This is a genomic window from Chryseobacterium sp. 14P4.3.2 (assembly GCF_057799275.1).
Map to the genome: position 1 here is coordinate 1 of NZ_JBYOKO010000011.1, position 21653 is coordinate 21653.

16 protein-coding genes are annotated in these 21653 nt (G+C 38.1%); 6 read left to right on the forward strand and 10 right to left on the reverse strand.

Annotation, left to right across the window (positions count from 1 at the left end; translation table 11 throughout):
- Nucleotides 1-130 precede the first annotated feature (130 nt).
- Nucleotides 131-1765: an apolipoprotein N-acyltransferase gene (lnt, locus tag AC27VX_RS15760; RefSeq protein ID WP_488696571.1), complete on the reverse strand. Its 1635-nt coding sequence runs from the start codon at nucleotides 1763-1765 to the stop codon at nucleotides 131-133.
- A gap of 55 nt (nucleotides 1766-1820) precedes the next feature.
- Here lnt and AC27VX_RS15765 point away from each other — a divergent pair, with 55 nt between their 5' ends.
- Entirely contained in the window at nucleotides 1821-2234 is a 414-nt protein-coding gene (locus tag AC27VX_RS15765; RefSeq protein WP_300690956.1) for a VanZ family protein, read from the forward strand.
- Here AC27VX_RS15765 and proC read toward each other — a convergent pair.
- The 4 genes from proC to AC27VX_RS15785 form a co-directional block, all read right to left on the reverse strand.
- Nucleotides 2224-3027, reverse strand: a complete 804-nt coding sequence (gene proC, locus AC27VX_RS15770; RefSeq protein WP_488696573.1) for a pyrroline-5-carboxylate reductase — start codon at nucleotides 3025-3027, stop codon at nucleotides 2224-2226. The genes AC27VX_RS15765 and proC overlap by 11 nt on opposite strands.
- A 123-nt stretch (nucleotides 3028-3150) precedes the next feature.
- Nucleotides 3151-4164, reverse strand: coding sequence for a UDP-N-acetylmuramate dehydrogenase (gene murB, locus AC27VX_RS15775; RefSeq protein WP_488696575.1), 1014 nt, complete (start codon nucleotides 4162-4164; stop codon nucleotides 3151-3153).
- A 3-nt stretch (nucleotides 4165-4167) separates the two neighbouring features.
- Nucleotides 4168-4653, reverse strand: a complete 486-nt coding sequence (locus AC27VX_RS15780; RefSeq protein ID WP_300690952.1) for a hypothetical protein — start codon at nucleotides 4651-4653, stop codon at nucleotides 4168-4170.
- Between the two features lie 12 nt (nucleotides 4654-4665).
- Nucleotides 4666-5871, reverse strand: coding sequence for a pyridoxal phosphate-dependent aminotransferase (locus AC27VX_RS15785; protein ID WP_236855917.1), 1206 nt, complete (start codon nucleotides 5869-5871; stop codon nucleotides 4666-4668).
- A gap of 215 nt (nucleotides 5872-6086) precedes the next feature.
- Between AC27VX_RS15785 and AC27VX_RS15790 the strand changes: the two genes are divergently transcribed.
- The 4 genes from AC27VX_RS15790 to AC27VX_RS15805 all read left to right on the forward strand — a co-directional run bounded on the left by AC27VX_RS15790 (nucleotide 6087) and on the right by AC27VX_RS15805 (nucleotide 11107).
- On the forward strand, nucleotides 6087-7877 hold the full coding sequence (locus AC27VX_RS15790; RefSeq protein WP_488696578.1) for a T9SS type A sorting domain-containing protein: 1791 nt from the start codon (nucleotides 6087-6089) through the stop codon (nucleotides 7875-7877).
- 133 nt (nucleotides 7878-8010) lie between these two features.
- Nucleotides 8011-9195 carry a hypothetical protein gene (locus AC27VX_RS15795; protein WP_488696580.1) on the forward strand — a complete coding sequence of 395 codons (1185 nt, stop codon included), beginning with the start codon at nucleotides 8011-8013 and terminating at the stop codon, nucleotides 9193-9195.
- Nucleotides 9196-9205: 10 nt separating this feature from the next.
- Entirely contained in the window at nucleotides 9206-10627 is a 1422-nt protein-coding gene (locus AC27VX_RS15800) for an SET domain-containing protein (RefSeq protein WP_236855914.1), read from the forward strand.
- A 24-nt stretch (nucleotides 10628-10651) separates the two neighbouring features.
- The gene (locus AC27VX_RS15805) at nucleotides 10652-11107 is read left to right on the forward strand and encodes a DUF1801 domain-containing protein (protein WP_300690948.1); all 456 of its coding nucleotides are present in this window, start codon (nucleotides 10652-10654) and stop codon (nucleotides 11105-11107) included.
- A 161-nt stretch (nucleotides 11108-11268) separates the two neighbouring features.
- Here the strand turns inward: AC27VX_RS15805 and AC27VX_RS15810 are convergent, their stop codons facing one another.
- The 5 genes from AC27VX_RS15810 to AC27VX_RS15830 form a co-directional block, all read right to left on the reverse strand.
- Nucleotides 11269-12537, reverse strand: a complete 1269-nt coding sequence (locus AC27VX_RS15810) for a TolC family protein (RefSeq protein WP_236855912.1) — start codon at nucleotides 12535-12537, stop codon at nucleotides 11269-11271.
- Nucleotides 12527-15622 (reverse strand): efflux RND transporter permease subunit, encoded by a 3096-nt coding sequence (locus tag AC27VX_RS15815; RefSeq protein WP_300690945.1) that lies wholly within the window; start codon nucleotides 15620-15622, stop codon nucleotides 12527-12529. Before AC27VX_RS15815 ends, AC27VX_RS15810 begins: the two co-directional genes overlap by 11 nt.
- 76 nt (nucleotides 15623-15698) lie before the next feature.
- Nucleotides 15699-16802 (reverse strand): efflux RND transporter periplasmic adaptor subunit, encoded by a 1104-nt coding sequence (locus AC27VX_RS15820; protein ID WP_488696583.1) that lies wholly within the window; start codon nucleotides 16800-16802, stop codon nucleotides 15699-15701.
- A gap of 176 nt (nucleotides 16803-16978) precedes the next feature.
- Nucleotides 16979-19651: a magnesium-translocating P-type ATPase gene (gene mgtA, locus AC27VX_RS15825; protein WP_488696585.1), complete on the reverse strand. Its 2673-nt coding sequence runs from the start codon at nucleotides 19649-19651 to the stop codon at nucleotides 16979-16981.
- Between the two features lie 23 nt (nucleotides 19652-19674).
- Nucleotides 19675-20373 carry an MgtC/SapB family protein gene (locus AC27VX_RS15830; protein WP_236855908.1) on the reverse strand — a complete coding sequence of 233 codons (699 nt, stop codon included), beginning with the start codon at nucleotides 20371-20373 and terminating at the stop codon, nucleotides 19675-19677.
- Between the two features lie 331 nt (nucleotides 20374-20704).
- Here AC27VX_RS15830 and AC27VX_RS15835 point away from each other — a divergent pair, with 331 nt between their 5' ends.
- Nucleotides 20705-21550 (forward strand): EamA family transporter, encoded by an 846-nt coding sequence (locus AC27VX_RS15835; protein ID WP_488696587.1) that lies wholly within the window; start codon nucleotides 20705-20707, stop codon nucleotides 21548-21550.
- The last annotated feature ends 103 nt before the right edge of the window (nucleotides 21551-21653 follow it).

Sequence of the window (21653 nt, forward strand, 5' to 3'; positions counted from 1 at the left end):
ATCATTCTATCTTTAGAAAAGCCAGACGTCCAGCTGGCTTTTCTTTTTGTTATTCTAAAATATTAAGACTCTTTGTGATCTGTAAATGATCTGAATTTTTGTGACCTGTTCAGTTTTATTTACTTCTAAGTTATGCCTTATTGGTCTTTCTCTTGAACCATTCAATCAAAAAATAAAATAGTAAAAAGCCCAATGCAAATATTGAAAACCTTGAAAGAAGATCACCTGCTCTGGTATAGAATGTCATCGTGTCGTAAAGATTTACCTTTGCAAATAATGCAGTCTGATCTCCATAAAATGTATCAGCTGTAACTTCCCCTTTAGCGTTGATATGGGCAGATATACCACTGTTGGCAGCGCGCGCAATTTCTCTCCTGGTTTCAATGGCTCTAAGTCTTGCATATGATAAAAGCTGTTTGTGACCTTCGGAAACACCCCACCAGGAATCGTTTGTCATGATTCCAAGGAAATTAGCGCCTTTTTTCACATAGTCTGTGACAAATTCACCGTAGATACTTTCATAACAGATAATAGGAGCCATTTTTCCTTTGTTGTAAGGATTTGAGAAAGCCATTCTCTCTTTGTCTATACTTAAAGATGCAACTGTCCCTCCCAAATTGAGCATTGCATCTCCTAAAACGGGCTTTAAAACCGTCATATAAGGGAATATCTCAACGCCTGGCACAAGTTTGCCTTTATGATAAACCTGAACCTTCTGATCAGGGGCCAGCTGAATAGCTGTATTGTAGCTGGTAACCCAAACTCCGTTATTGATTTGGTAAGCTTCTGCAGGTGCTTTTGCAGCATCAAAATAAAAGCGGTGCGATGAAATTCCTGTTGCAAAAACTGAACCCGGATGTCTGGATAAAAATCCTTTAATATTGTTTAAAAGTAAACTCTTTTCAAAACCGGTTTCAGAAATAGAGCCTCTGCCGGGAAGAGCGGTTTCCGGAGCGATATAATAATCAATTTTTACTGTTGAATTTTTCTCGGCAAGAGCTAATAAATCCTGTTCAATCGTTAAGCTGTCTTTGGAATACTTTTCCGCATAAGGATCAAGATCCGGCTGCAGCATTAGGACATTGACCTGTCCGGAAGGTTTTTCATCAAAATTGTTATACTTGATAACAGAAATAATCATTGGAAAAACAATTAAAGCTGCTACTATAGAAGTGTTTCTGATCAGATCTTTTTTCTTTCTTCCGGCTTCCCAGGTTCTTATGGTATAAAAAATCAGGATATTGATCAGAAGAATCCAAAAGCTTCCACCCGTTGCTCCCAGAGTATCATACCATTGAATCAATTTTGGATATTCAGAAAATGCATTCCCTAAATTCAGCCACGGCCATGTAAGCTCCCATCCCAAATGGAATTTTTCAAAACTCATCCATAGGGCTATAAAGAACCCCAGTCCCCAATAAGTTCCCTGCGCATTTTTATACCAGTGATAGCATTGGAATACCAACGAGTATAAAAGAGAATTAACCAGTACTGGAAATACAACGGCCATCATAGAATGACTTCCGTCTGGATTTTTTGACCCATACAGCCATCCTGTAGTCACTACATTCCAGATGATAAAACAGAGATAAGAAAGTCCGAAAATAACCCATCCTTTCTTTTTATAATCTGAAAATTTTGAAATGCCGTGTTCCATCATTAAAAGCGGAACAAGCGCAAAAAATATAAAAAACGGAACCCCATAAGTTGGCCATGAAACCGACAGCAGCATTGCTGAAATAAGTGTAAGTAGAACGTATTTCATTAATTTATTTTAATACACAAATTTAATGTTTTTGAAATGAATATATTAGCAACCGATGTTAAAGAAAATATATAAAATCATTATTGTGCCCTATGGTCTGTTTTTGCTCTACCTGATGCTTTTGGGGATGGGCAGATTTCAGTATAGAGATCATCTGGTCAGAATAGAACCTGTGTTTTCAACGATAAAATTTATTCAGAATAATATTAATTGGCGATATGCGGTCATGATTACTTTTGGAAATATTATTATGTTCGTGCCTTTTGGTTTTTTGGGATGGCTTTTTCCAGAGCTTAAAAAATTGCAGCCGCTGATATTTAATTTTGTTTCGGCAATTGTCATTATTGAAGCACTCCAGTATTTTACGAGAATGGGAGTGTTTGAATTGGATGATATTATTCTGAACACTTTTGGAGTGTACTTAGGCTGGATACTTTTCAGATACACTGAAAAAACATTTACTGATTAAGTTCTTTCGCACGCTTTTCAGCATTCAGAATTCCCTGTTTCAGAATTTCTTTGAAATTGTTTTCTTCAAATGTTTTTAAAGCCGCTTCTGTAGTCCCGCCTTTAGAAGCTACGTCTTTAATTAACTCTTCAAGGTTTTTTTCAGAATTATTGATAAGATGATAAGCGCCCAGCATGGTCTGTTTTACAAAAAGTTTAGAAAGATTTTCTTCAATTCCCATCTCAACACCCGCTTTAATCATTGCGTCAATGATGTAGTAGAAATAGGCGGGCCCACTTCCTGAAAGGGCAGTTACCCCATCCAAAAGGTCTTCATTTTCCATATAAACCGATCTTCCGGTGCTGTTCAGTAATCTTTCTATATTGATCAGCTGACTGAAAGAAATTCCATCAGCTGCGGTATATCCTGTGATTCCCATTCCCAGAAGCGTAGGAGAGTTAGGCATGGCTCTTACAACGAGTGAGTGGTTTAATGATTTTTGAATTTTCTTAATATTGATTCCTGCCATAATAGAGAGAACCATCTGATTTTCCTTTAAAGTAAATTGAAAGTTTTGAGCTGCCGTCTGGAAATCCTGGGGTTTTACAGCAATAATGATCAGATCGCTATCCAACTCTTTAACTTCATCAAAGGTAGATACTTTAGATTTTGGAAATTCTTCCGCTATTTTGGAAATTTTTGAAGAGCTTCTGATAATAAGATGAAGGTTCTCAGGTTTAATAAGCTCATATTTCAAAAATGATTTTGAAAAGGAAAGTCCCATATTTCCGGCTCCGAGAATAGTTATTTTCATACGATGGTGTTTTTTTAAAAAAGTATTTTATGCTAAAATATCGCTTTTTGTTGAAATAGAGTAGTTTTTAAGATGTGTGATAAAAAAAGACGATTACTGAAATGTAACCGTCTTTTATGTATTTTAAATAATATTGACCTCTCTTTCAAGTTCTATTCCGAACTTTTCTTTGACAGAATTAATGATGTCTGTGGAAAAATCAAAAATTTCTTTTCCCGTTGCATTTCCTGTCGCATTGATGATGACCAGAGACTGAAGTCGATGAGAAGCGACGTTACCAATCTGCTTTCCTTTCCATCCGCATTGCTCAATCAGCCATCCTGCAGGAACTTTTACCACATCTCCATTAGGATATCCCTGTATATTTTCAAAGTTCTGTTTTAAATCCTGGAACTGAGCTAATGGAATAGTAGGGTTTTTGAAAAAGCTTCCGGCATTTCCTATTTCCTTAGGGTCCGGCAGTTTGCTTTGTCTGATGTTGATCACTGCATTTGAAACATCCTGAATGCTTGGGGTATTAATTTTAAGATGCTCCAGTTCGTTTTTAATAGCTCCGTATTCGGTTTTGATGTGGTGATCCTTTGTAGTCAGTTTAAAAGTGACCTCCAGGATTACATATTTTCCTTTTCCTTCCTGCTTGAAAATAGAATCTCTGTAGCCGAACTTACATTCTTCAAGGTTAAATGTTTCTAGTTCAAGAGTCTTTAAGTTCAGAACATGACAGTTTACAAAAATATCCTTGATCTCGGTGCCGTAAGCTCCAATGTTCTGCATGGGAGAGGTTCCTACATTTCCGGGAATTAAAGAAAGGTTTTCCAGTCCGCCATAGTCTTTCTGTAGGCAGTATTTCACGAATTCATGCCAGTTTTCGCCTGCTTTTGCAGTAACAAGAACTTCATGGTTACTGATGTTTTCCTCAGAAATCCCTTTTAAATTAAGCTTAATGGCAAGGCCCTCAAAATCTTTTGTCAGCAGAATATTACTTCCACCTCCTAAAAGTAGTAGAGGAAGACCATGGTTTTTTGAAAAAGTAAGAGCCTCTTTTAGTTCGTCAGTATTGCTGACTTCAATAAAGTATTTTGCTTTGGCATCAACACCGAATGTATTGTAAGGCTTTAAGGAAAAATTTTCTTGCATATTTTATTGGTATTCTTTTGGAAGAATTAGGTCTAGATGTTCTTTAAGCTTTTGCAATTGCTTATAATGTATTGTGTCTGCAAAAGAGTTAACATAGATATGTGACTTTTTCGGGGTGCGGATCTGAAAAGTTTCATCTATTCCGTCTACTGATTGCTGGCTCGGAGAACTCTTTATATAATCAAGATCTTTACTGTTGATATAGGACGTCAATTGTTTCCAGGTATCTGTATTGATAGATGATGCCCATTCTTTGTGAGTATGGTTGGCCGTTGCACCTATTTCTGTAAAGATGGAGTCTTTTTTGACTTTGATGATCCTGTATTCACCAAGTGTACCTCCGATATGTGATACGCTGATAAATGTGATTTCATCCGGATTCTTGTGAAGAACAGTTTGTTTCTGTTTCTTGGAGTCACAAGAAAAAAATACCGACAGCAAAAAGATCGAAAACAGAATTTTCAGATGTATATTTTTTGTTGTCGGCATTATGATATAATTTTACAGGTTAAAATCTGCTCTGTACTTTTTTAAAGCTTCTTTCAGAATTTCAACACTTCTTTTTAAATCGTCTTCTTTCAGAACGTAAGCAATTCTTACCTGTTTTTTTCCTAATTCCGGGTCACTGTAGAATCCTCCTGCAGGAGCTACCATGATGGTTTCGTTATTTAGAGAGTATGTTTCAAGCAGCCACTGTGCAAACTTTTCAGTGTCATCTACAGGAAGTTCAGCTACGCAGTAGAAAGCTCCTCTAGGCTTAGGGCAAATTACACCCGGGATCGCATTTAGAAGGTCTACCAATATATTTCTTCTGTGGGTATATTCTTCTCTTACCGCTCTGATATAAGGCCCGTCATTCTGGTGTGCTGCTGTAGCTGCAATCTGTCCAAGAAGAACAGGGCTTAATCTTGCCTGTGCAAAAAGCATTGCTGCATTACGTATTTTTTGAGAACGGGTCACCATGCAGCCGATTCTTACTCCACACATAGAGTAACGTTTTGATTCAGAATCAATGATGATACAGTTTTCGCTTAATTCCGGGAAATCAAGCATTGAAATCTGCTGTTTTCCGTCATATACATATTCTCTGTATACTTCATCAGAAATAATAACGATATCATATTTTAAAGCAATTTCTGCAAGCTTTTGAAGCTCTTCACGAGTATACAGATATCCTGTAGGATTTCCTGGGTTGCAGATGATAATTGCTCTTGTTTTTTCTGTAATTTTCTTTTCAAATTCTTCTATCGGAGGTAAGGCAAACCCTGTATCAATAGTTGAATGAACCGCCACTACATTCACGTCAAATGTGCTGGTGAAACCATTGTAGTTTGCGTAATAAGGTTCAGGAATAATCACTTCATCACCCTCGTCACATAAAGTGGAAATGGCAAAGTTAAGCGCCTCAGAACCTCCATTGGTAACCATGAAATTGTCCGGAGTTAAATCAGAAAAACCTAATGAATGATAGTATTCTGTAAGGGCTTTTCTGTATTCTATGTTCCCTTCAGAAAGTGCATATTCCAATACTTTTAAATCGATGTTTTTTAAAGCATTTAAAGCCGTTTCCGGAGTTTCAATATCAGGCTGCCCGATATTAAGGTGATATACTTTTATTCCTTTCTGTTTTGCTTGTAACGCAAAGGGAACCAGTTTTCTTACCGGCGACGGCGGCATATGAAGTGCTCTGTTTGAAATATTCGGCATTGTTCAAAAAATTTGTATGACAAAAATAGGATTTAATTTCTCAATAATAAAATTAAGGATTGATAAGAAGTGCATCATTAATTGTATTAATTCAATTAAATTTTGATTCATGAACTGTTGATATTTAATTTGTTTTTGATTTATACTGTATTTTTGTTAAAATAATCTTTTTTGTATTGTTATTTTTCTTAATTTTCGGGTCAAATGTGATTAAAATGATAATAAATTTATTTTCTAGAGTACTGCCTGCAGTTGCTCTAATCTCCGCCTCCGCCTTGATGGCTCAAAATTTTCAAACAATGCCGGTTTCTTCGGGCTTTACAGCTGACGTTATTGCCAATGGCACAGGATCTTCTTCAGTCTCAACCAATACAGATGTTGACGGAGTATCTTTTGCTTTTGTAGCCAGAGATTTTAAGCTTACCTCATCCAGTTCATCAATTGATTATGGTATTCCAGTAGATGGAATCATCAATTCGGTGGTAGGCACCACACCCGGCCTCAGCTATCAATTGGCAGATTTAAACTCCAATAATTCATTGAAGTTATCTGCAGCAGGACAAAACGGGACGCTTGTGTTTACTACACCAACAGCTGCTTTTAAACTGTATATGCTTTCAACCAGTGGGAGTGGCACCTCTGTAGTAAATGTAACAGTAACGTTTACGGATAATACAACACAGTCATTTTCCGGCATTAATCTTTCTGACTGGTATGGAGGATCTAATTATGCTATTCAGGGAATCGGAAGGATTAACAGAGGAAATGATGTTTTAGAGTCCAATACTTCCAATCCAAGATTGTATCAATCTGTTCTGAACATTGATACGGGCAATCAAACTAAACCTATACAAAGTGTTACAGTCACAAAAAGTTCAGGAGCTGGTATTCCTAATATTTTTGCTTTTTCAGCAGAGGCATATACCACTTGTATAGCACCGGTACTGCAAACTGTAGCGGCCCTTACGTCCAATTCAGCTCAGGTTTCATGGACAGTGCCCACAGGTACACAGGCAGCAAGTCATGATATTTATTATAGTACAAGCGGTACTCTTCCAAACAGCAGTACTGTACCTAATTATTCTGGGGTAACAGGTACTTCTTATACAATCAGTAATTTATCATCAAGCACTACTTACAACTATTGGGTACGCACAAACTGCAGCAGTGGAACAGGCCAAAGTGCATGGTCATTTGCGGGATCATTTACAACTCTCTGTGGAACTGTAATACCTTCCTATACCAATAATTTCACAACCTTTCCCGGTAATTGCTGGACGGTTGCTCTTTCCGGAGGTGCTCCTGCTACAGGATCTACTGGAACTACCGCTTACTGGGCACAGCGTAATTTTTTAAATACATCAGCTAACGGACCTTCCGCCAACATGAATCTGTATTCTGTCAATAGGGTAGGTTGGCTTAAAACAGTACCTTTTGATCTTTCAGCAGGTGGATATAGAGTGAAATTTAAGTATGGGGTAACAACTTATTCCGGTACGACTGCTTCTGCAATGGGTAGTGATGATATTGTTCATTTTATAGTTTCCGATGATGGCGGAAGTACGTGGACAATATTGCAGACCTGGAACTCAAGTAATGGCCCATCCAATTCATCTAATGACTATATCTATAATCTAACGGCTAATACAAGTGCCAATACAGTATTTGCTTTTTATGGAAGTTCAGGAACGGTAAATGATTCTCAGGATTACAACTTTTATGTAGATGATTTTACGGTAGAAAGTGCACAGCTAAGCACTTCAGAAGTAGGCCGCCAGGCAAAGACTGCAGCAGTTCATCCTAATCCTTTTAAAGATATCCTGTATTTATCAGATACGAAAGATTTGAGAAAAGTAACGGTAGGAGATGCTTCAGGCAGAATTGTAAAAACTTTTGAAGGTTCTGTGAAAGAACTTAACCTGAGTGAACTGAATTCAGGGTTGTACTTCGTAACGCTTTATTTTAAAGATGGATCGCAATCTACAGTGAAAGCGATTAAAAAATAATTTTTTGAGTTAATAATTTCTGAAGGCAGCTATACACTTTATAGCTGCCTTTTTATTTGGAAATGCCAGGGAATTTATTTCTTCTTGATGTTGATGAAATTGTTATAAATTTGCGCTGAAAAACTAATAACATATGAATAATTTAAAACTACTTTTTTTAATACCCTTATTTTATTCTCAATATTCCAAAGCTCAGAGAATTGATAAAGAAATCATCAGCTTTCAGCTTTTAAAAGATCCTGTTTTTCCCAGCGATATTGCCAACAGAAATTATACAATCACGGTGAAATCACCTTATAATATTTCAAAAGATGATGTTGTAAGAGGGGCAAGAGAAGATTTCCAAAGGCAGGTAGATAACTATCAGGCGAATGTGGATGCTGCTAAAATAGAACATGGAGAACGATTGAAAGACTATGATGCTGAGGTGAAAAAACTTCAGGAAAAATACAAATTGGAGTCCGCGGAATATAATAAATTATCAGCTGTTGAAAAGATTGCAGCCACCAACGGTGCTCCGGTTTTAAGAATCCCTGCAAGACCTGTTCTTCATATTCCTCCCACACCGGTTTATCAGCAGCCTGACTTGAGGGATGCTTTAATTGTAGACAACAAAATTCTTGCTTCTCAAATGGATGTACTTGGCTTCTCAAAAGGGGGAAGCTATCTTGATATTGTCATTGAAATGGAAAGAACAAATTTTCAGGATAACCAGGGTAAAACTTTTGCTAATCAGCCTACTAGAATTATTGGTAAGCAGGATGGTACAGTAAAATTAGATAAAACTTACTTCTCAGATTTTGTAGAAATTGCCAGCGTTCCTTCTAATGAAATAAATCTTAATGCTCAGGAAAAAAGATATTTACAGAGAATAATGGACCGTACAAGGAATATTATTAACGAAAACTTCGGATATCACAGCATCAATTCTACAGTGACTTTGGCAACGGTAAAGAATAAAGGCGACTATGACGATCTGGAAAAAGCATATATCAACGTTACAACCAATTTGAAAAAGCTTCAGGCAAAGTCTGATTATGCTCCGAATAAGGTGGCTATGGAAAATATGCAGAAAGGGACTGACCTTTGGAAAAGCGCTTTGACAAAAATAAATTATAATGACAAGAAAGCACTTTACAATCAGAAGATTGGTGAATATATTTATTTTAACCTGATAAGACTGAATATTGCTTTAGGTAATTACCAGGAAGCGGAGAAATATTTAAATGAACTGCAGGAGCATTTGGTAGATATTAAATTGTCTTATGATGCCAATCTTGAACTGAAAAAATTAGAAGAAAAAATTTATAATAACTAAGGAAAATACTATGATTAAACAAATTATTGTTTCGGCATTACTTACAGCTTCGATATACTCGTATGCACAGACGAAAGTGACAGAGGGAACAAAATTCACAGTGGATGCTAATCTTGAAACTGATGATAAACTGGTACTGGCAGATGATTATAATTCTTATATGTTCAGTGCGATTAATATTGACGGACTTATGAGAAATGTTTTTCCTCATAAGAAATTATTGATGAGAAAGCTTGATCAGAACGGTAGCCTTGTGGATACTTACGTGAAAGATTATGCTAATAAAACCAATGGAGTTCTTCACAATTATCTGGGATCGCAGCAGATTGATGATGACAAATTTGTTGCCTTTACAGAAGAATATTTTGGTAAAGAAAACAGAAAAGAAGTTTTTCAGCATGTTTTCAGCAAAAAAGAAGGCGCATTTACTACAAAAAGTATTGCAAAATATAATATTGAATCTACCAACAAGTCCGGTACAACATATGTAGTTTTTTCTGAAAACGGGAAATATGCTGCTGTTTTCAATGACAGATATTCAAGTAAAAAGACGGATAATATCAATGATGTTCAGGTAATAGACCTGAGAACACTTTCTGTAGTATGGAACAAAGAGATTACATTGAGCAGTGATTATGTAGAGAAATCTTTGACCTTAACGAACTCAGGAAAAATAGTTGTATTGCGTAAGGCAGCAGGCTGGAAAGAATCTTATAAGCTGGAACTGCTTTCTAATAATGAAGATAAAGATCTTGCTTTTGATGATAAGTATATTCCTGAAAAATTATATGCAATCAGCAAAAATGACAATGATTATCTGGTAGCTTTTGGTAGAAAAAATGCTGCGGTTACTATAGGATCAAGTACTTTCGGAACAGTGATGTTCTACGATATGAAAACAGGAAAAGCCGTGATCAGCAACACGAATCTTGCAGGAAGTAAAGATATGAGTGATGTGAAAGTGATCAAAACAATTGTAAAAGGAGATGAGGTGCTAATGGCTGTTCAGCAGGAAACTGTGACAAGACCTATGCCTTCCGGAATGAACCGCTTTCCTGATCCTGTATACACTTTGGATGCCGGTATGCTGATAAAGTTTAACAAAGAAGGAGAGGTGAAGCAGTTTGTTGCAGCCGGAGCATCTACAGGAAAAAGAATTCATGTGGTGGAGGCCGGAGACAAGCTTTATATTTCGGCATTTTACCCTAAAGGAGCATTCGGGAATACAGGTTTTTCTATGAAGACTTTTGATTTTGCTACTTTAAAATCTCAGGAAGTAAGTCTTGATTATAAAGGAAGGAATTTTTTCCAGAATTATGGTTTTGCAGACGGAAATATGATTCAGTATGTACCTAATGTAAACAAAATGATGTTCTTACAAAAGAGCAGCAAAGAGGTGCAGATGTACAGTGTATATAATTTTATAAAATAATCGTATTTTAGAAAAAATTAAAATATGCAGATTCAGGCAGTTTCCATAGAAGATTATATTTCAAAGATTCCTGAGGAAAGACAGGATGCTTTTAAAAAACTTTTTGATACCATCCACAGTAATCTGCCAGATGGTTTTGAAGAAAATCTCAGCTATGGAATGCTGGGCTGGGCAGTGCCGCTGAAAACTTATCCGGAAGGGTATCATTGTACTCCCGGTACCGCTTTGCCATTTATTAATCTGGCTTCACAGAAGAATTTTATTGCATTGTATCATATGGGGCTCTATTCCAGACCGGAAATACTTAATTGGTTTGTGGAGGAATACCCAAAACATTCCAGGAAAAAACTGGATATGGGCAAGTCCTGTGTTCGTTTTAAAAAAGTGGAAGATATCCCTTTCGAGCTGATTGGTGAACTAAGCCGGAAAATGACCGTGGAAGACTGGATTGCTATTTATGAATCTAAATATAAGAAATAAAAAGCTCCGAAATCAATTTGATTTCGGAGCTTTTTTATGTAAAGAAACCGGAGGAATGAAGGAAAAAATAATTTCCGGATGAGTTGAGGGTTAGTTGAATTGGTATTTAAATAGTATACTACTCACTCAAAAAAATCTTTTTCCAACTTCCTGCCTCTATTTTAAAAATTAATATCCCAGATTCCGGCTCTGCGTTCCAGTTCTACTAAAGCTGCCGCATTATCTGCAAGAGCCTGGTAATAATCTTTTCTTATTCCATTGTAGGTTCTTTGGGCATTCAGTACTTCCAGAATAGAGCTTTCTCCTCTTTTGTAGCTGTAAGTGATCCCTTCCAGGATACTTTGGGCTTCTGTAAGCATTCCATTATGAAATTGCTTCACCTGTTTCTGGGTCGCTATATATTGTTGGTAAGCCTGCATTACCTCAGCCCGAATACCTTGTTCTATCTGCTGGTATTCAACTTCTGCCTGAGAATGTGCCATTTCTGCTATTTTCAATCCTGCATTTCTTCTGTTTGAAAATTTGAGTGGAATGCTGAGTCCCAGTTTTACAGCGTTTACAGTAGGAGAAGGGGCGATTTCGTTAGTGGCTTCTGTATGACGTTCAGCACCCGCATTGATTCCCAAATCAATCATACGGTTGGCTTTTTCAAGGCTGATCTGGCTTTTGGCAACTTGTGTATTCTGTTTGGCTGCCAATAAATCAGCCCGTTCGTTGAGCGCCTGGAGAATAATATCATCAATATTAAAATCCCTGTTGAAAGCAGTAAAATCTCCGGAAACATCCCGCCCCGTTATTTTATTATCACTAAGAAATACAGACAGGTTGGTAAGAGACTGCTGTTGGGCACTTTCCGCCTGATACACTTCATTAAGGAGAGACGCTGCCTCTAATTTACTCTGTTTTGAAGTGACTAATGATATGGTTCCCAGCCGATATCGGATGCTATCAGACTTTGCCAGCTGCAGGATGTTTTTATAAGAATCCTGCTGTACTTCCAAAATAGCTTTAGACCGCAAAGCATCAATATATCCTAAGCTGGCATCTGCCCTAAGGTTTCTGAAAAAATCCTGCAGCTGTATTTTACTTAGCTCAGACTGATTTTTAGCCAGGTTTATTCTTGCTTTTCTTTTTCCGCCTAATTCCAAAGTCCAGCCAATAGACGTTCCGTATACGTAGCCCATATTTTTATTCACTCCGTTGTTGGTGGTCTCCACATCCAATTGAGGATCCGGAAACATACCTGCGGTCTGAATAGCTGCTTCAGCCATACTTACATTGTATTTCTGAGAGGCATAGCCAAGATTCTTCTTTCCGACAATACTTAAATATTCTTCAAAACCTAAGAGTTCTTTTTCCTGCGCTTTTATCACGCCTGCCATACTGAAGAATGTTGCAGTTATTATGATATAATAAACTCTAATTTTCATCTGATTCCAAATTTTGTTTTTTGTTACCACGCTCAGCCATGAAATAAATGGCAGGCAGAACAAACAGGGTTAAAATAGTAGAGAACATCAAGCCATATACAATCACTGTTGCCAGAGGGCGCTGTACATCTGATCCGATTCCCGTGGCCAGGGATGCCGGAAATAATCCGATTACTGCAACGGTTGCTGTCATCAGTACCGGTCTGAAACGGTCTTTTGCTCCTTTTGTTACAGCAGTTTTCAGGTCATATCCTTTTTTACGGAGATCGTTGATATGAGAGATCATGATCACTCCATTCTGAATGGCCACTCCGAAGAGCGCAATAAAGCCCACAGCAGAAGATACATTAAGGGACATCCCACGGATATTAAGTGCCAGCATTCCTCCAAATAAAGCCAACGGAACAATAGACATCAGTACCAAAGCCTGCTTGAAATTACCAAATGCACCGTACAGGAGCAGGAACATAATCGCTAAAGCCAGCGGAACAATAAATGCCAGTCGGGAGTAAGCTCTGTTCTGATTTTCAAACTGACCACCCCATTTGATCTGATATTTTTCATGGTCGTATTTGATGTCTTTTTCAATCTTATTCTGCGCTATTTTCAGGAACGAAGAAAGATCGGTACCCCTTAAATTTAATTTTACGGTAAGGTGGCGTTTGTTCATCTCACGGGTAATAGTACTTTCTCCGGTACTTAATTTTACCTCTGCCACCTGTGATAATGGAATTTTGGCTCCGGTAGCTGAAGTCAGCATCAGGTTTCCTATTTTATCAGGAGTATCACGGCTGTCTTCGGTGTAGCGGCACGAAATATCATAAACTTTATTCCCAATGAAGATTTGAGAAATGGCCTTTCCTCCTAAAGCTACTTCAATAAGATCTGCCACATCTGCTACATTGAGTCCATACTGAGCAATTTTATCTCTGTCAGCAATAATCTGCAGCTGAGGTAAAGGAGGTTCCTGATCTATGGCAAGGTCTGCCGAACCTGGGATTTTATTTAAAGTAGATAAAATGCTTTCAGCAATTCTTCGGGTTTCTTTGAAATCTTCTCCATATACTTTTACCACCAGCTCACTGTGGGCTCCCGATATTTTGTCCATTACTCCGTCGATCATTGGTTGTGAAAAACCTACAGTGAAGCCCGGCATTTCTTTATAGTCTGCTGCCAGTTCTTTAATTAAATCTGCTTTTGTCTTTCCGGAAGGCCACTCGTCATAAGGTTTTATTCCCACAGAAACTTCAAAGTGGGAGGCTGTCCAGGGATCGGTTCCATCGTCATTACGGCCTGCCTGGACCATCATATAGGTAATTTCAGAATGTTTTAAAGTTCTGGCTCTTAAAGTGTCGCTCATTTCTTTAGCTTTAGCCAGAGAAATACCGGGTGGTAGCTGTACCTGCAGCCAGATAGAACCTTCATCCAGCTCAGGAAGGAAGTCTTTTCCAACGGTATAAGACAGGATTCCTGCGGATAGTAAGACAATGATTATCGGAATCATTACTCTTTTAGGAGCCTGCATGATTTTGTCAACTCTTTTTCCATACGCGTTACTTATTTTTTCCAGCCATTTATTGTGATATATTTTCTGAGGTTTACGATAGATCACATATGCTAATCCCGGAATCAGAAGCAATGCCACTGCCAGTGCGCCAAATAAAGCATAGCCCACCGTGAAAGCCATTGGAGTAAACAGTTTTTTCTCCACCCTTTCAAAAGCGAATAAAGGAAGATAGGCCGTAATGATAATAATAGTGGAAAAGAAAATAGGTTTAGCTACCTCAATTACCCTTTTCGTAATCGTTTTTTCTTCCAGCGGCTCTTCCGGATTTTCTTCTCTTTTTTTCAGAATAGTTTCCAGCATTACAATGGCGCCATCTACAATGATACCGAAATCAATAGCTCCCAGAGAAAGAAGATTGGCAGGTATATTGGTAAAATGCATCAGGATAAAAGCAAACAACAGAGAAAGTGGAATTGTAATTGCTACCAGTAATGCACCTCTCCAACTCCCCAGAAATACAATCAGCACGAAAATAACCAGTACAATTCCTTCTGTAAGAGTATGAGAAACGGTATGTAAGGTGGTATTGACAAGATCTGTCCTGTCCATGAAAGTATGAATCTTTACGCCGGGCGGAAGTGTTTCATTATTCAGTTCATCGATAGCTTCATGAACCCCTTCAAGCACCTGTGAAGGATTTTGTCCTCTCAGTAAAAGCACGATCCCTTCTACACTTTCAGGATAATTACGTTTCCTGTCGGTATACCCAAGAATTCCTTTTCTTTCAAGGTTTCCATATTTTAAGGTACCTACATCATTCAGGAATACAGGAACTCCGTTTTCGGTTTTAACTACAATTTTTCCAAGATCATCTAAATCTTTTACCAGACCTATTCCCCGGATTACATAAGCGAGATTTCCCCGGGGAAGCATACTTCCTCCCGCACTCACATTATTTTTGGAGATCGTTTCGGTGACCTCTGATAATGAAAGACCATATTGTTCCAGTTTGTGAGGATCAAGTTCAATCTGAAACTGAGTGGTAATTCCTCCGAAGTTGGTAACATCGGCAATCCCTGAAACCTGTTTGATACGGGGGATAATTAGAAATTTCTGCAAATCGGTGAGTTCCCGTAAGCTGTGGTTGTTACTTTCGATAATATATCGGTATACCTCGCCAATAGGAGAAGTAAGAGGATCCAGACCCGGCTGTGCACCATAAGGGAGGGTTACATCAGACAGTCTTTCCTGAATACGCTGTCTTGCCCAATAATCATCAATACCATCATCAAAAACGATTGTAATAATGGAAAGTCCAAAGGTACTTTTGCTTCGCATCACGTGCATTCCCGGTAGGCCGTTCAGAGAACGTTCCAAAGGAATGGTGATCTGTTGTTCTACTTCTTCGGCAGCCAGTCCCGGAACCTGGGTTACCACCTGTGAAGTGACATCGGCAATGTCAGGATAAGCTTCTACCGATAACTTGGTCCAGGAATAATAACCGAAAAACCCCAGTAAAATGAAGAGTGCCAGCATCAGCCACCTCTTCTGTATAGAGAGTGTAAGTAATTGCTTCATTGTTCTTAATTTTTGTATAAAGTGAAATATCTTTTTACATCAGATACTCTATGCCTTTTTCATTGTACATTCTACATTATTTTGCATCCAACATATAAATTCCACCTTCAGTCATAATGGTATCTCCGGTTTTTAATCCTGAGAGAACTTTTGTTGTTTTCTGATCTGTTTCTCCTGTGGTGACTGAACGTTTAGCAAATTGATTTTTACCTGTTTTTATCCACACATATTGAGAACTGTCATTCTGCATTAAAGCGGTAACAGGGATCATAATTGTTTTTTCAGGAGTTGTAGAGAAGTTGACGGTGGCATACATTCCGGGTTTTAATCTTCTGTCCGGATTGTCACATTCGATAAGTACCTTTATGCTTCGGGTGTTTTCGTCGACAATTTCATTGATGTGATAAACTTTTCCGGTAATATTACGATCAGGGTAGGCACTTACTTTTACTGAAACATGATCTCCAATATTCACAAAGCGGATGTCTTTTTCTTTCACATCTCCGGAAATCCATACTTTAGAAAGCTCTGCAATGATAATGACAGGGTCGGAATCATTTTTTAGATATTGGCCATTTACAATTTTGTTAGAAATAATTTCACCGTTTATGGGAGCTCTCACAATCAGCGGGCTTCCGATGCCTCCTCCTTTACTGTTGTAAACTTTTAGGGCCGAAGAAGCATTAGAAAGTGAAGTTTTTTTATTTTTAAAATCTGTTTCTGCTTCATCCAATTCTTTCTGAATTCCTACCCCGTGTTTTACAAGATCCTGCTGGCGTTTGTAATTTTTCTCCGCAAGCTGTACATCATTTAAGGCATCAGTATAATCTTTCTGAACCGAAAAATAATCTGAAGAAAGGATCTCAAAAAGAGGACTGTTTGCTGAAACATTTTGTCCAAGCTGGATAAAGGATTTTGTAATTCTTCCGGAAAACGGACTGGCGATTTCTGCATAATGATTGGGTATTGCCTGAATAGTTCCTGCTGAAATTACACCATCACTGTGTTCCTGTTCGGTAACTGTTTCAGTTTTAATTTTTTTGAAAACAGGATTGTTTTCCGGAATGATGACGTTATCTCCTTTCACCAGAAGATCCTGATCTTGTGAGGTTTCACTTTTGGGACTTTTACAAGAGGTAACAAATGTCAAAAGTACTATCGTTAATACTGTTTTTCTCATATAAAATGTTTATAACCACTAATTTAATTCTAATTTCTTATTTTATTTCAATGTCAGGTGAGATTTTTTGAAAACACCTGAAGTGTTTGTTTTTTGCTGCTGTACAGTGTTTTATATCCCTTCTGATTCGTTCTGAAGTCTTTAGGAATTCATCAGAAAGGATGAAATTATTTATATTACAGCCATTGTCCGAATTTTTTAATAAACCACTGTTTTACGAATTGAGTAAGAATACAATACCCTGTGAGAATGACGGCCAGGTATGGAAAATAACTCAAAGGCAGTGGCTGCATTTTCAGATATACCGCTAATGGAGTAAAAGGAATGAGAATTCCGATCAGCATGATTAAACTGGTTAAAGCAACTACAGGAGTGGCAGCCCAGCTTTGGATAAACGGAATTTTTTTCGTTCTGATAATATGTACAATCAGCGTCTGGGAAAGCAAACCTTCCACAAACCAGCCTGTCTGAAATAAGCTTTGCTGTTCCGGAGTGTTGGCTTTAAAAATAAAGAACATTACCGCAAAAGTCACATAATCAAAAATAGAACTCAAAGGACCTATATACAGCATGAACTTTTTGATGCTGCTGGCATCCCATTTTTTTGGTTTCTCCAAAAAATCCTTATCCATCGTATCCCAGGGGATAGAAGATTGTGAGATATCATATAGTAAATTCTGGGTCAGGATCTGCAACGGAAGCATGGGTAGAAACGGAAGCAAGGCACTGGCTCCAATCATACTGAACATATTTCCAAAATTACTGCTGGCAGTCATTTTTATATATTTGATGATATTTCCGAAAGTTCTTCTTCCATAGATGACACCGCTTCGCAACACCATTAAATCTTTTTCAAGCAAGATGATATCTGCACTTTCTTTGGCTATGTCTGCGCCGGTATCTACAGAAATTCCTACATCTGCTTCTTTAATAGCTGCAGCATCATTGATTCCGTCTCCCATGAATCCTACAGTATGGCCTTTTGATCGTAATATCTTTACAATACGTTGTTTTTGTAACGGGCTTACTTTTGCAAAAACAGAATAGAGGTCCATGTCTCTGCTGAGTTCGTCATCCGTCATATTTTCCAATTCGTCACCAAGCATAATAGTATTAATGGGAATTCCTACGTCATGACATATCTTTTTAGCAACAATATCATTGTCACCTGTGACTACTTTTACTTCTATACCCAGTTTATGTAATGCTTTAATGCTGGGCTCAGCCGAAGGTTTAGCAGGATCAAGAAATCCTATAAAACCAGTAAGGGTAAGGTGATTTTCGTCTGCAACGGAATAATTCAGCGGATGGCCTCCATCAAATTCCCGGATTGCAACCAATAATACCCTTAATCCTTCAGAATTAAGCTTTTCAGACATTTTGATAATCTGCTCTTTCATAAGATCATTCAATGGAACAATATTATCATTCTCAATATGCAGACTATGATCTTCCCCGGGATCTAAAGCATAGTGGCATAAAGAAAGCATTTCTTCTACCGCACCTTTGCAAATCATCAGATGTTTTCCCCTGGAGGTATTTAGAATAACAGACATTCTTCTTCTTTCAAAATCAAAAGGAATCTCATCTACTTTTAGATAGAGTTCATCAGCTTTCAAGAGATTATGAACTTCGGCATGATCCAGTACAGCCTGATCCAGTAGATTTTTAAGTCCGGTTTGATGGAAGCTGTTGAGGTATGCCCATTTCAAGACTTCATCATCCTCAATCCCTCTCACGTTGAGGTGGGTTTCCAATACAATTTTATCAAGAGTAAGTGTGCCTGTTTTATCAGTACATAAAACATCCATTGCTCCGATATTCTGAATAGCATTCAAGCGTTTAACAATCACTTTTTTCTTGCTCATGTTAACGGCTCCTTTTGCCAGATTGGCAGTAACAATCATCGGAAGCATCTCAGGAGTAAGTCCTACAGCTACGGCAATAGCAAATAATAAAGCCTGCACCCAGTCTCCTTTTACCAATCCGTTAATAAGGAAAATAACTGGAGTCATCACCAGCATAAACCGAATGAGTAAAAAACTTACTTTATTTACCCCAATATCAAAAGCTGTTTCGGGTCTTTTGGAAGTAAGACTTCTGCTGATACTTCCGAAATAAGTGAAAATACTGGTATTGGTAACCACCACAGTTGCTGATCCACTTACCACATTAGTACCCATGAAGCATATATTTTGAAGAGTAAGTGGATTTCTGTTCTTGGCATCGTGGATGGGAAAAGCATTTTTTTCTACAGGAAGAGCTTCTCCTGTGAGAATAGATTCACTGATGAAGAGGTCTTTGCTTTTTAAGATCCGGCAATCAGCGGGAACCATGTCTCCTGCAGAAAGTATTACAATGTCACCCGGGACAATTTCTGTAATTTCTATTTCTTCGCTTTCTTTGAATTTTCTTTTGGTAAGACAGCTGGTTTTTACCATTTTCTTTAACGCCTCGGCTGCTTTGTTACTTCTGAATTCCTGAATGAAACGCAATGTAGTACTGAACAGAAGCATTATTGAAATGATAATACTCGTGCTGAGATCTTTTTCTCCGGCAGGTACAAGGATCACATCAATGAATAATGAGATTACAGCAATACAGGCCAGGATATAATTGAACGGATTAAAGAAAGAATGGGCAAACTGTTTTAGCCATGAAGGTGCTTTCTGAGTGGCAATTTCATTCTTACCATAAATTTTCAAACGGTCTTTTACGGTATTCTCACTAAGGCCTTCTTCTGAAGTTTCGAGCATGGCATACACCATTTTTTCATTCTCAGATGCAGCTTCTTTCAATTTTACTAGAGCTGCTGAATTGAGATTTTTGTTGGAAGATTTTTTTAGCATCGCTTCAGTTGTTGTTTCAAATGTTATAAATCGTTTTCTGTCCCTATAATTTCCCAGCTTACCTTGATCACTTTATCTTCGATTGTTAGTCTGCTGGCGGTTTTTTCCATAAAACTGTCCTGAGGAGTGGAGGCATGAACTTCGGCTGTAATGATGGCATTTTCAGGAACACCATTATCATCGCTGGTGAGGGATTTTAATAATATTTTATCATTCCCGCTTAGAGATTGCATCAGCTGAACCCGAACGTGGTTTTCTACCTCACTTTTACATTTAATACTGATCAAATATTCGGTATAATGGTTTCTGTTGCTGAAGGTATTTCCGAGTCTGGTACCCAAAGGACGCAGAATGATATGGGTGAGGATGATAAATCCGCTGGTAATGGCTGCTTCAAGAGGGAAGCCCATCGCGCTGAGGGCTCCTACGGATGCTGAACACCAGATGGTAGCTGCAGTATTGAGGCCGCGGACAGTAAGTCCGTCTTTCATAATAACGCCCCCTCCCAAAAAGCCAATACCACTTACAATATAGGAGGCTATTCTTCCCGTGGCATCACCCCCGATCCTGATAGAAAGAAGAACAAATGCTGCAGAGCCCAGACATACCAGAGTATTGGTACGAAGACCTGCGCTTTTTTGGCGCCATTGTCGTTCAAGGCCAATACTTGCACCAAGGGCAAATGCTGTAAAAAGACGGAGTGTAAATTCTAGTGTGGTCATAACCTTTCTGTTTTATAGCATTCAGCTGGTATACAGAAAGGTATACTGTTGAATACTTAGTTGTTTCGATGATGTGATGAATCGGTATCCATAGTGGTTTTTGTCTACTGCAAAGGTATTGTTAGTCCTATTGGGAAGCTGTTAGAAAAGCTTTAGAATATAATTAGAATATGATTAGAGAAAGAAAGGTTTTAAAGCCGTGAGAAATTTCAAGAGTGGGCTCAGAAATAATTGTTTTTTTAAGATATAAAATTGATAAATTTGAAGACAATCTTTTCTATATTCTCAATTTTGGGGTTTTAGGTTGCTTTATGAATGATAAATTTTACCAATGAAGAAGTTAAACATAGCCATACCCGCAACACTTTTAGCAATTATATGTGTACAAGGTGGGGCCTCTATTGCAAAGCAACTTTTCCCTGCCATAGGGGCGATTGGAACGGTTAGTTTAAGAATCGTGCTTTCTGCAGTGCTGTTAACCTTAATTAACCGGCCAAAATTTCTGCAGTTTAATAAACAGAAATGGAAATACTGTGCCATGTACGGCGTTGGGCTGGCTGCGATGAATCTTATTTTCTATATGGCTATCCAGCGTATACCCTTAGGGCTGGCAGTAACAGTAGAGTTTGCCGGACCTTTGTTTCTTGCTTTGGCGCTGTCCCGGAAATTATTGGATGTTATATGGGCTTTACTGGCCTGTGTAGGAATATTGCTTATCGTTCCCTGGAAAAGTGATCATATAGATTTATTGGGGCTTGGTCTTGCTTTTTTGGCAGGAATGTTTTGGGCTGTTTATATTGTAATGGGTGGGAAAGTTGCTAAAATAATGGATGGAAAAGATGCCGTTACTACAGGAATGCTGTTTGCAAGTCTGGTGATTATTCCTTTTACCATATGGGATGGTGCGGTTTTCAATCTTACACCTGCTATTTTTATGAAAGGTCTGGGAGTGGCTATTTTATCAAGTGCCCTACCTTTTTCTTTGGAAATTATGGCTTTGAAAAGGCTTCCTGCGAAAACCTTCAGTATTCTGATGAGCCTGGAGCCAGCATTTGCGGCTTTTTCCGGCTTGATATTTCTTTCAGAGGACTTATCTTTTTTACAATGGATTTCCATTATGTGCGTAATTGCTGCCAGTATAGGGACTACTGTTTTCAGTAGAACTTCGAAGGGGTAGTGTAGAAAAAAATCACCTATAAAGATTTTAAATACAATCGAATCTCAGCTTGCCTATTCTCTAAGCCACTTTAAAAGCTAAGGCTTTTCTTAAAGGTTTAAAG

Excerpts from the sequence above, each read along its gene's own strand:
- AC27VX_RS15765 (WP_300690956.1), top strand. The coding sequence starts at position 1,821 with ATGTTAAAGAAAATATATAAAATCATTATTGTGCCCTATGGTCTGTTT.
- AC27VX_RS15815 (WP_300690945.1), bottom strand. The coding sequence starts at position 15,622 with ATGAAGCAATTACTTACACTCTCTATACAGAAGAGGTGGCTGATGCTG.
- murB (WP_488696575.1), bottom strand. The coding sequence starts at position 4,164 with ATGCAAGAAAATTTTTCCTTAAAGCCTTACAATACATTCGGTGTTGAT.
- AC27VX_RS15810 (WP_236855912.1), bottom strand. The coding sequence starts at position 12,537 with ATGAAAATTAGAGTTTATTATATCATAATAACTGCAACATTCTTCAGT.
- AC27VX_RS15800 (WP_236855914.1), top strand. The coding sequence starts at position 9,206 with ATGATTAAACAAATTATTGTTTCGGCATTACTTACAGCTTCGATATAC.
- AC27VX_RS15780 (WP_300690952.1), bottom strand. The coding sequence starts at position 4,653 with ATGCCGACAACAAAAAATATACATCTGAAAATTCTGTTTTCGATCTTT.
- proC (WP_488696573.1), bottom strand. The coding sequence starts at position 3,027 with ATGAAAATAACTATTCTCGGAGCCGGAAATATGGGACTTTCCTTTTCA.
- AC27VX_RS15830 (WP_236855908.1), bottom strand. The coding sequence starts at position 20,373 with ATGACCACACTAGAATTTACACTCCGTCTTTTTACAGCATTTGCCCTT.
- mgtA (WP_488696585.1), bottom strand. The coding sequence starts at position 19,651 with ATGCTAAAAAAATCTTCCAACAAAAATCTCAATTCAGCAGCTCTAGTA.
- AC27VX_RS15785 (WP_236855917.1), bottom strand. The coding sequence starts at position 5,871 with ATGCCGAATATTTCAAACAGAGCACTTCATATGCCGCCGTCGCCGGTA.
- lnt (WP_488696571.1), bottom strand. The coding sequence starts at position 1,765 with ATGAAATACGTTCTACTTACACTTATTTCAGCAATGCTGCTGTCGGTT.
- AC27VX_RS15805 (WP_300690948.1), top strand. The coding sequence starts at position 10,652 with ATGCAGATTCAGGCAGTTTCCATAGAAGATTATATTTCAAAGATTCCT.
- AC27VX_RS15790 (WP_488696578.1), top strand. The coding sequence starts at position 6,087 with ATGATAATAAATTTATTTTCTAGAGTACTGCCTGCAGTTGCTCTAATC.
- AC27VX_RS15835 (WP_488696587.1), top strand. The coding sequence starts at position 20,705 with ATGAAGAAGTTAAACATAGCCATACCCGCAACACTTTTAGCAATTATA.
- AC27VX_RS15820 (WP_488696583.1), bottom strand. The coding sequence starts at position 16,802 with ATGAGAAAAACAGTATTAACGATAGTACTTTTGACATTTGTTACCTCT.
- AC27VX_RS15795 (WP_488696580.1), top strand. The coding sequence starts at position 8,011 with ATGAATAATTTAAAACTACTTTTTTTAATACCCTTATTTTATTCTCAA.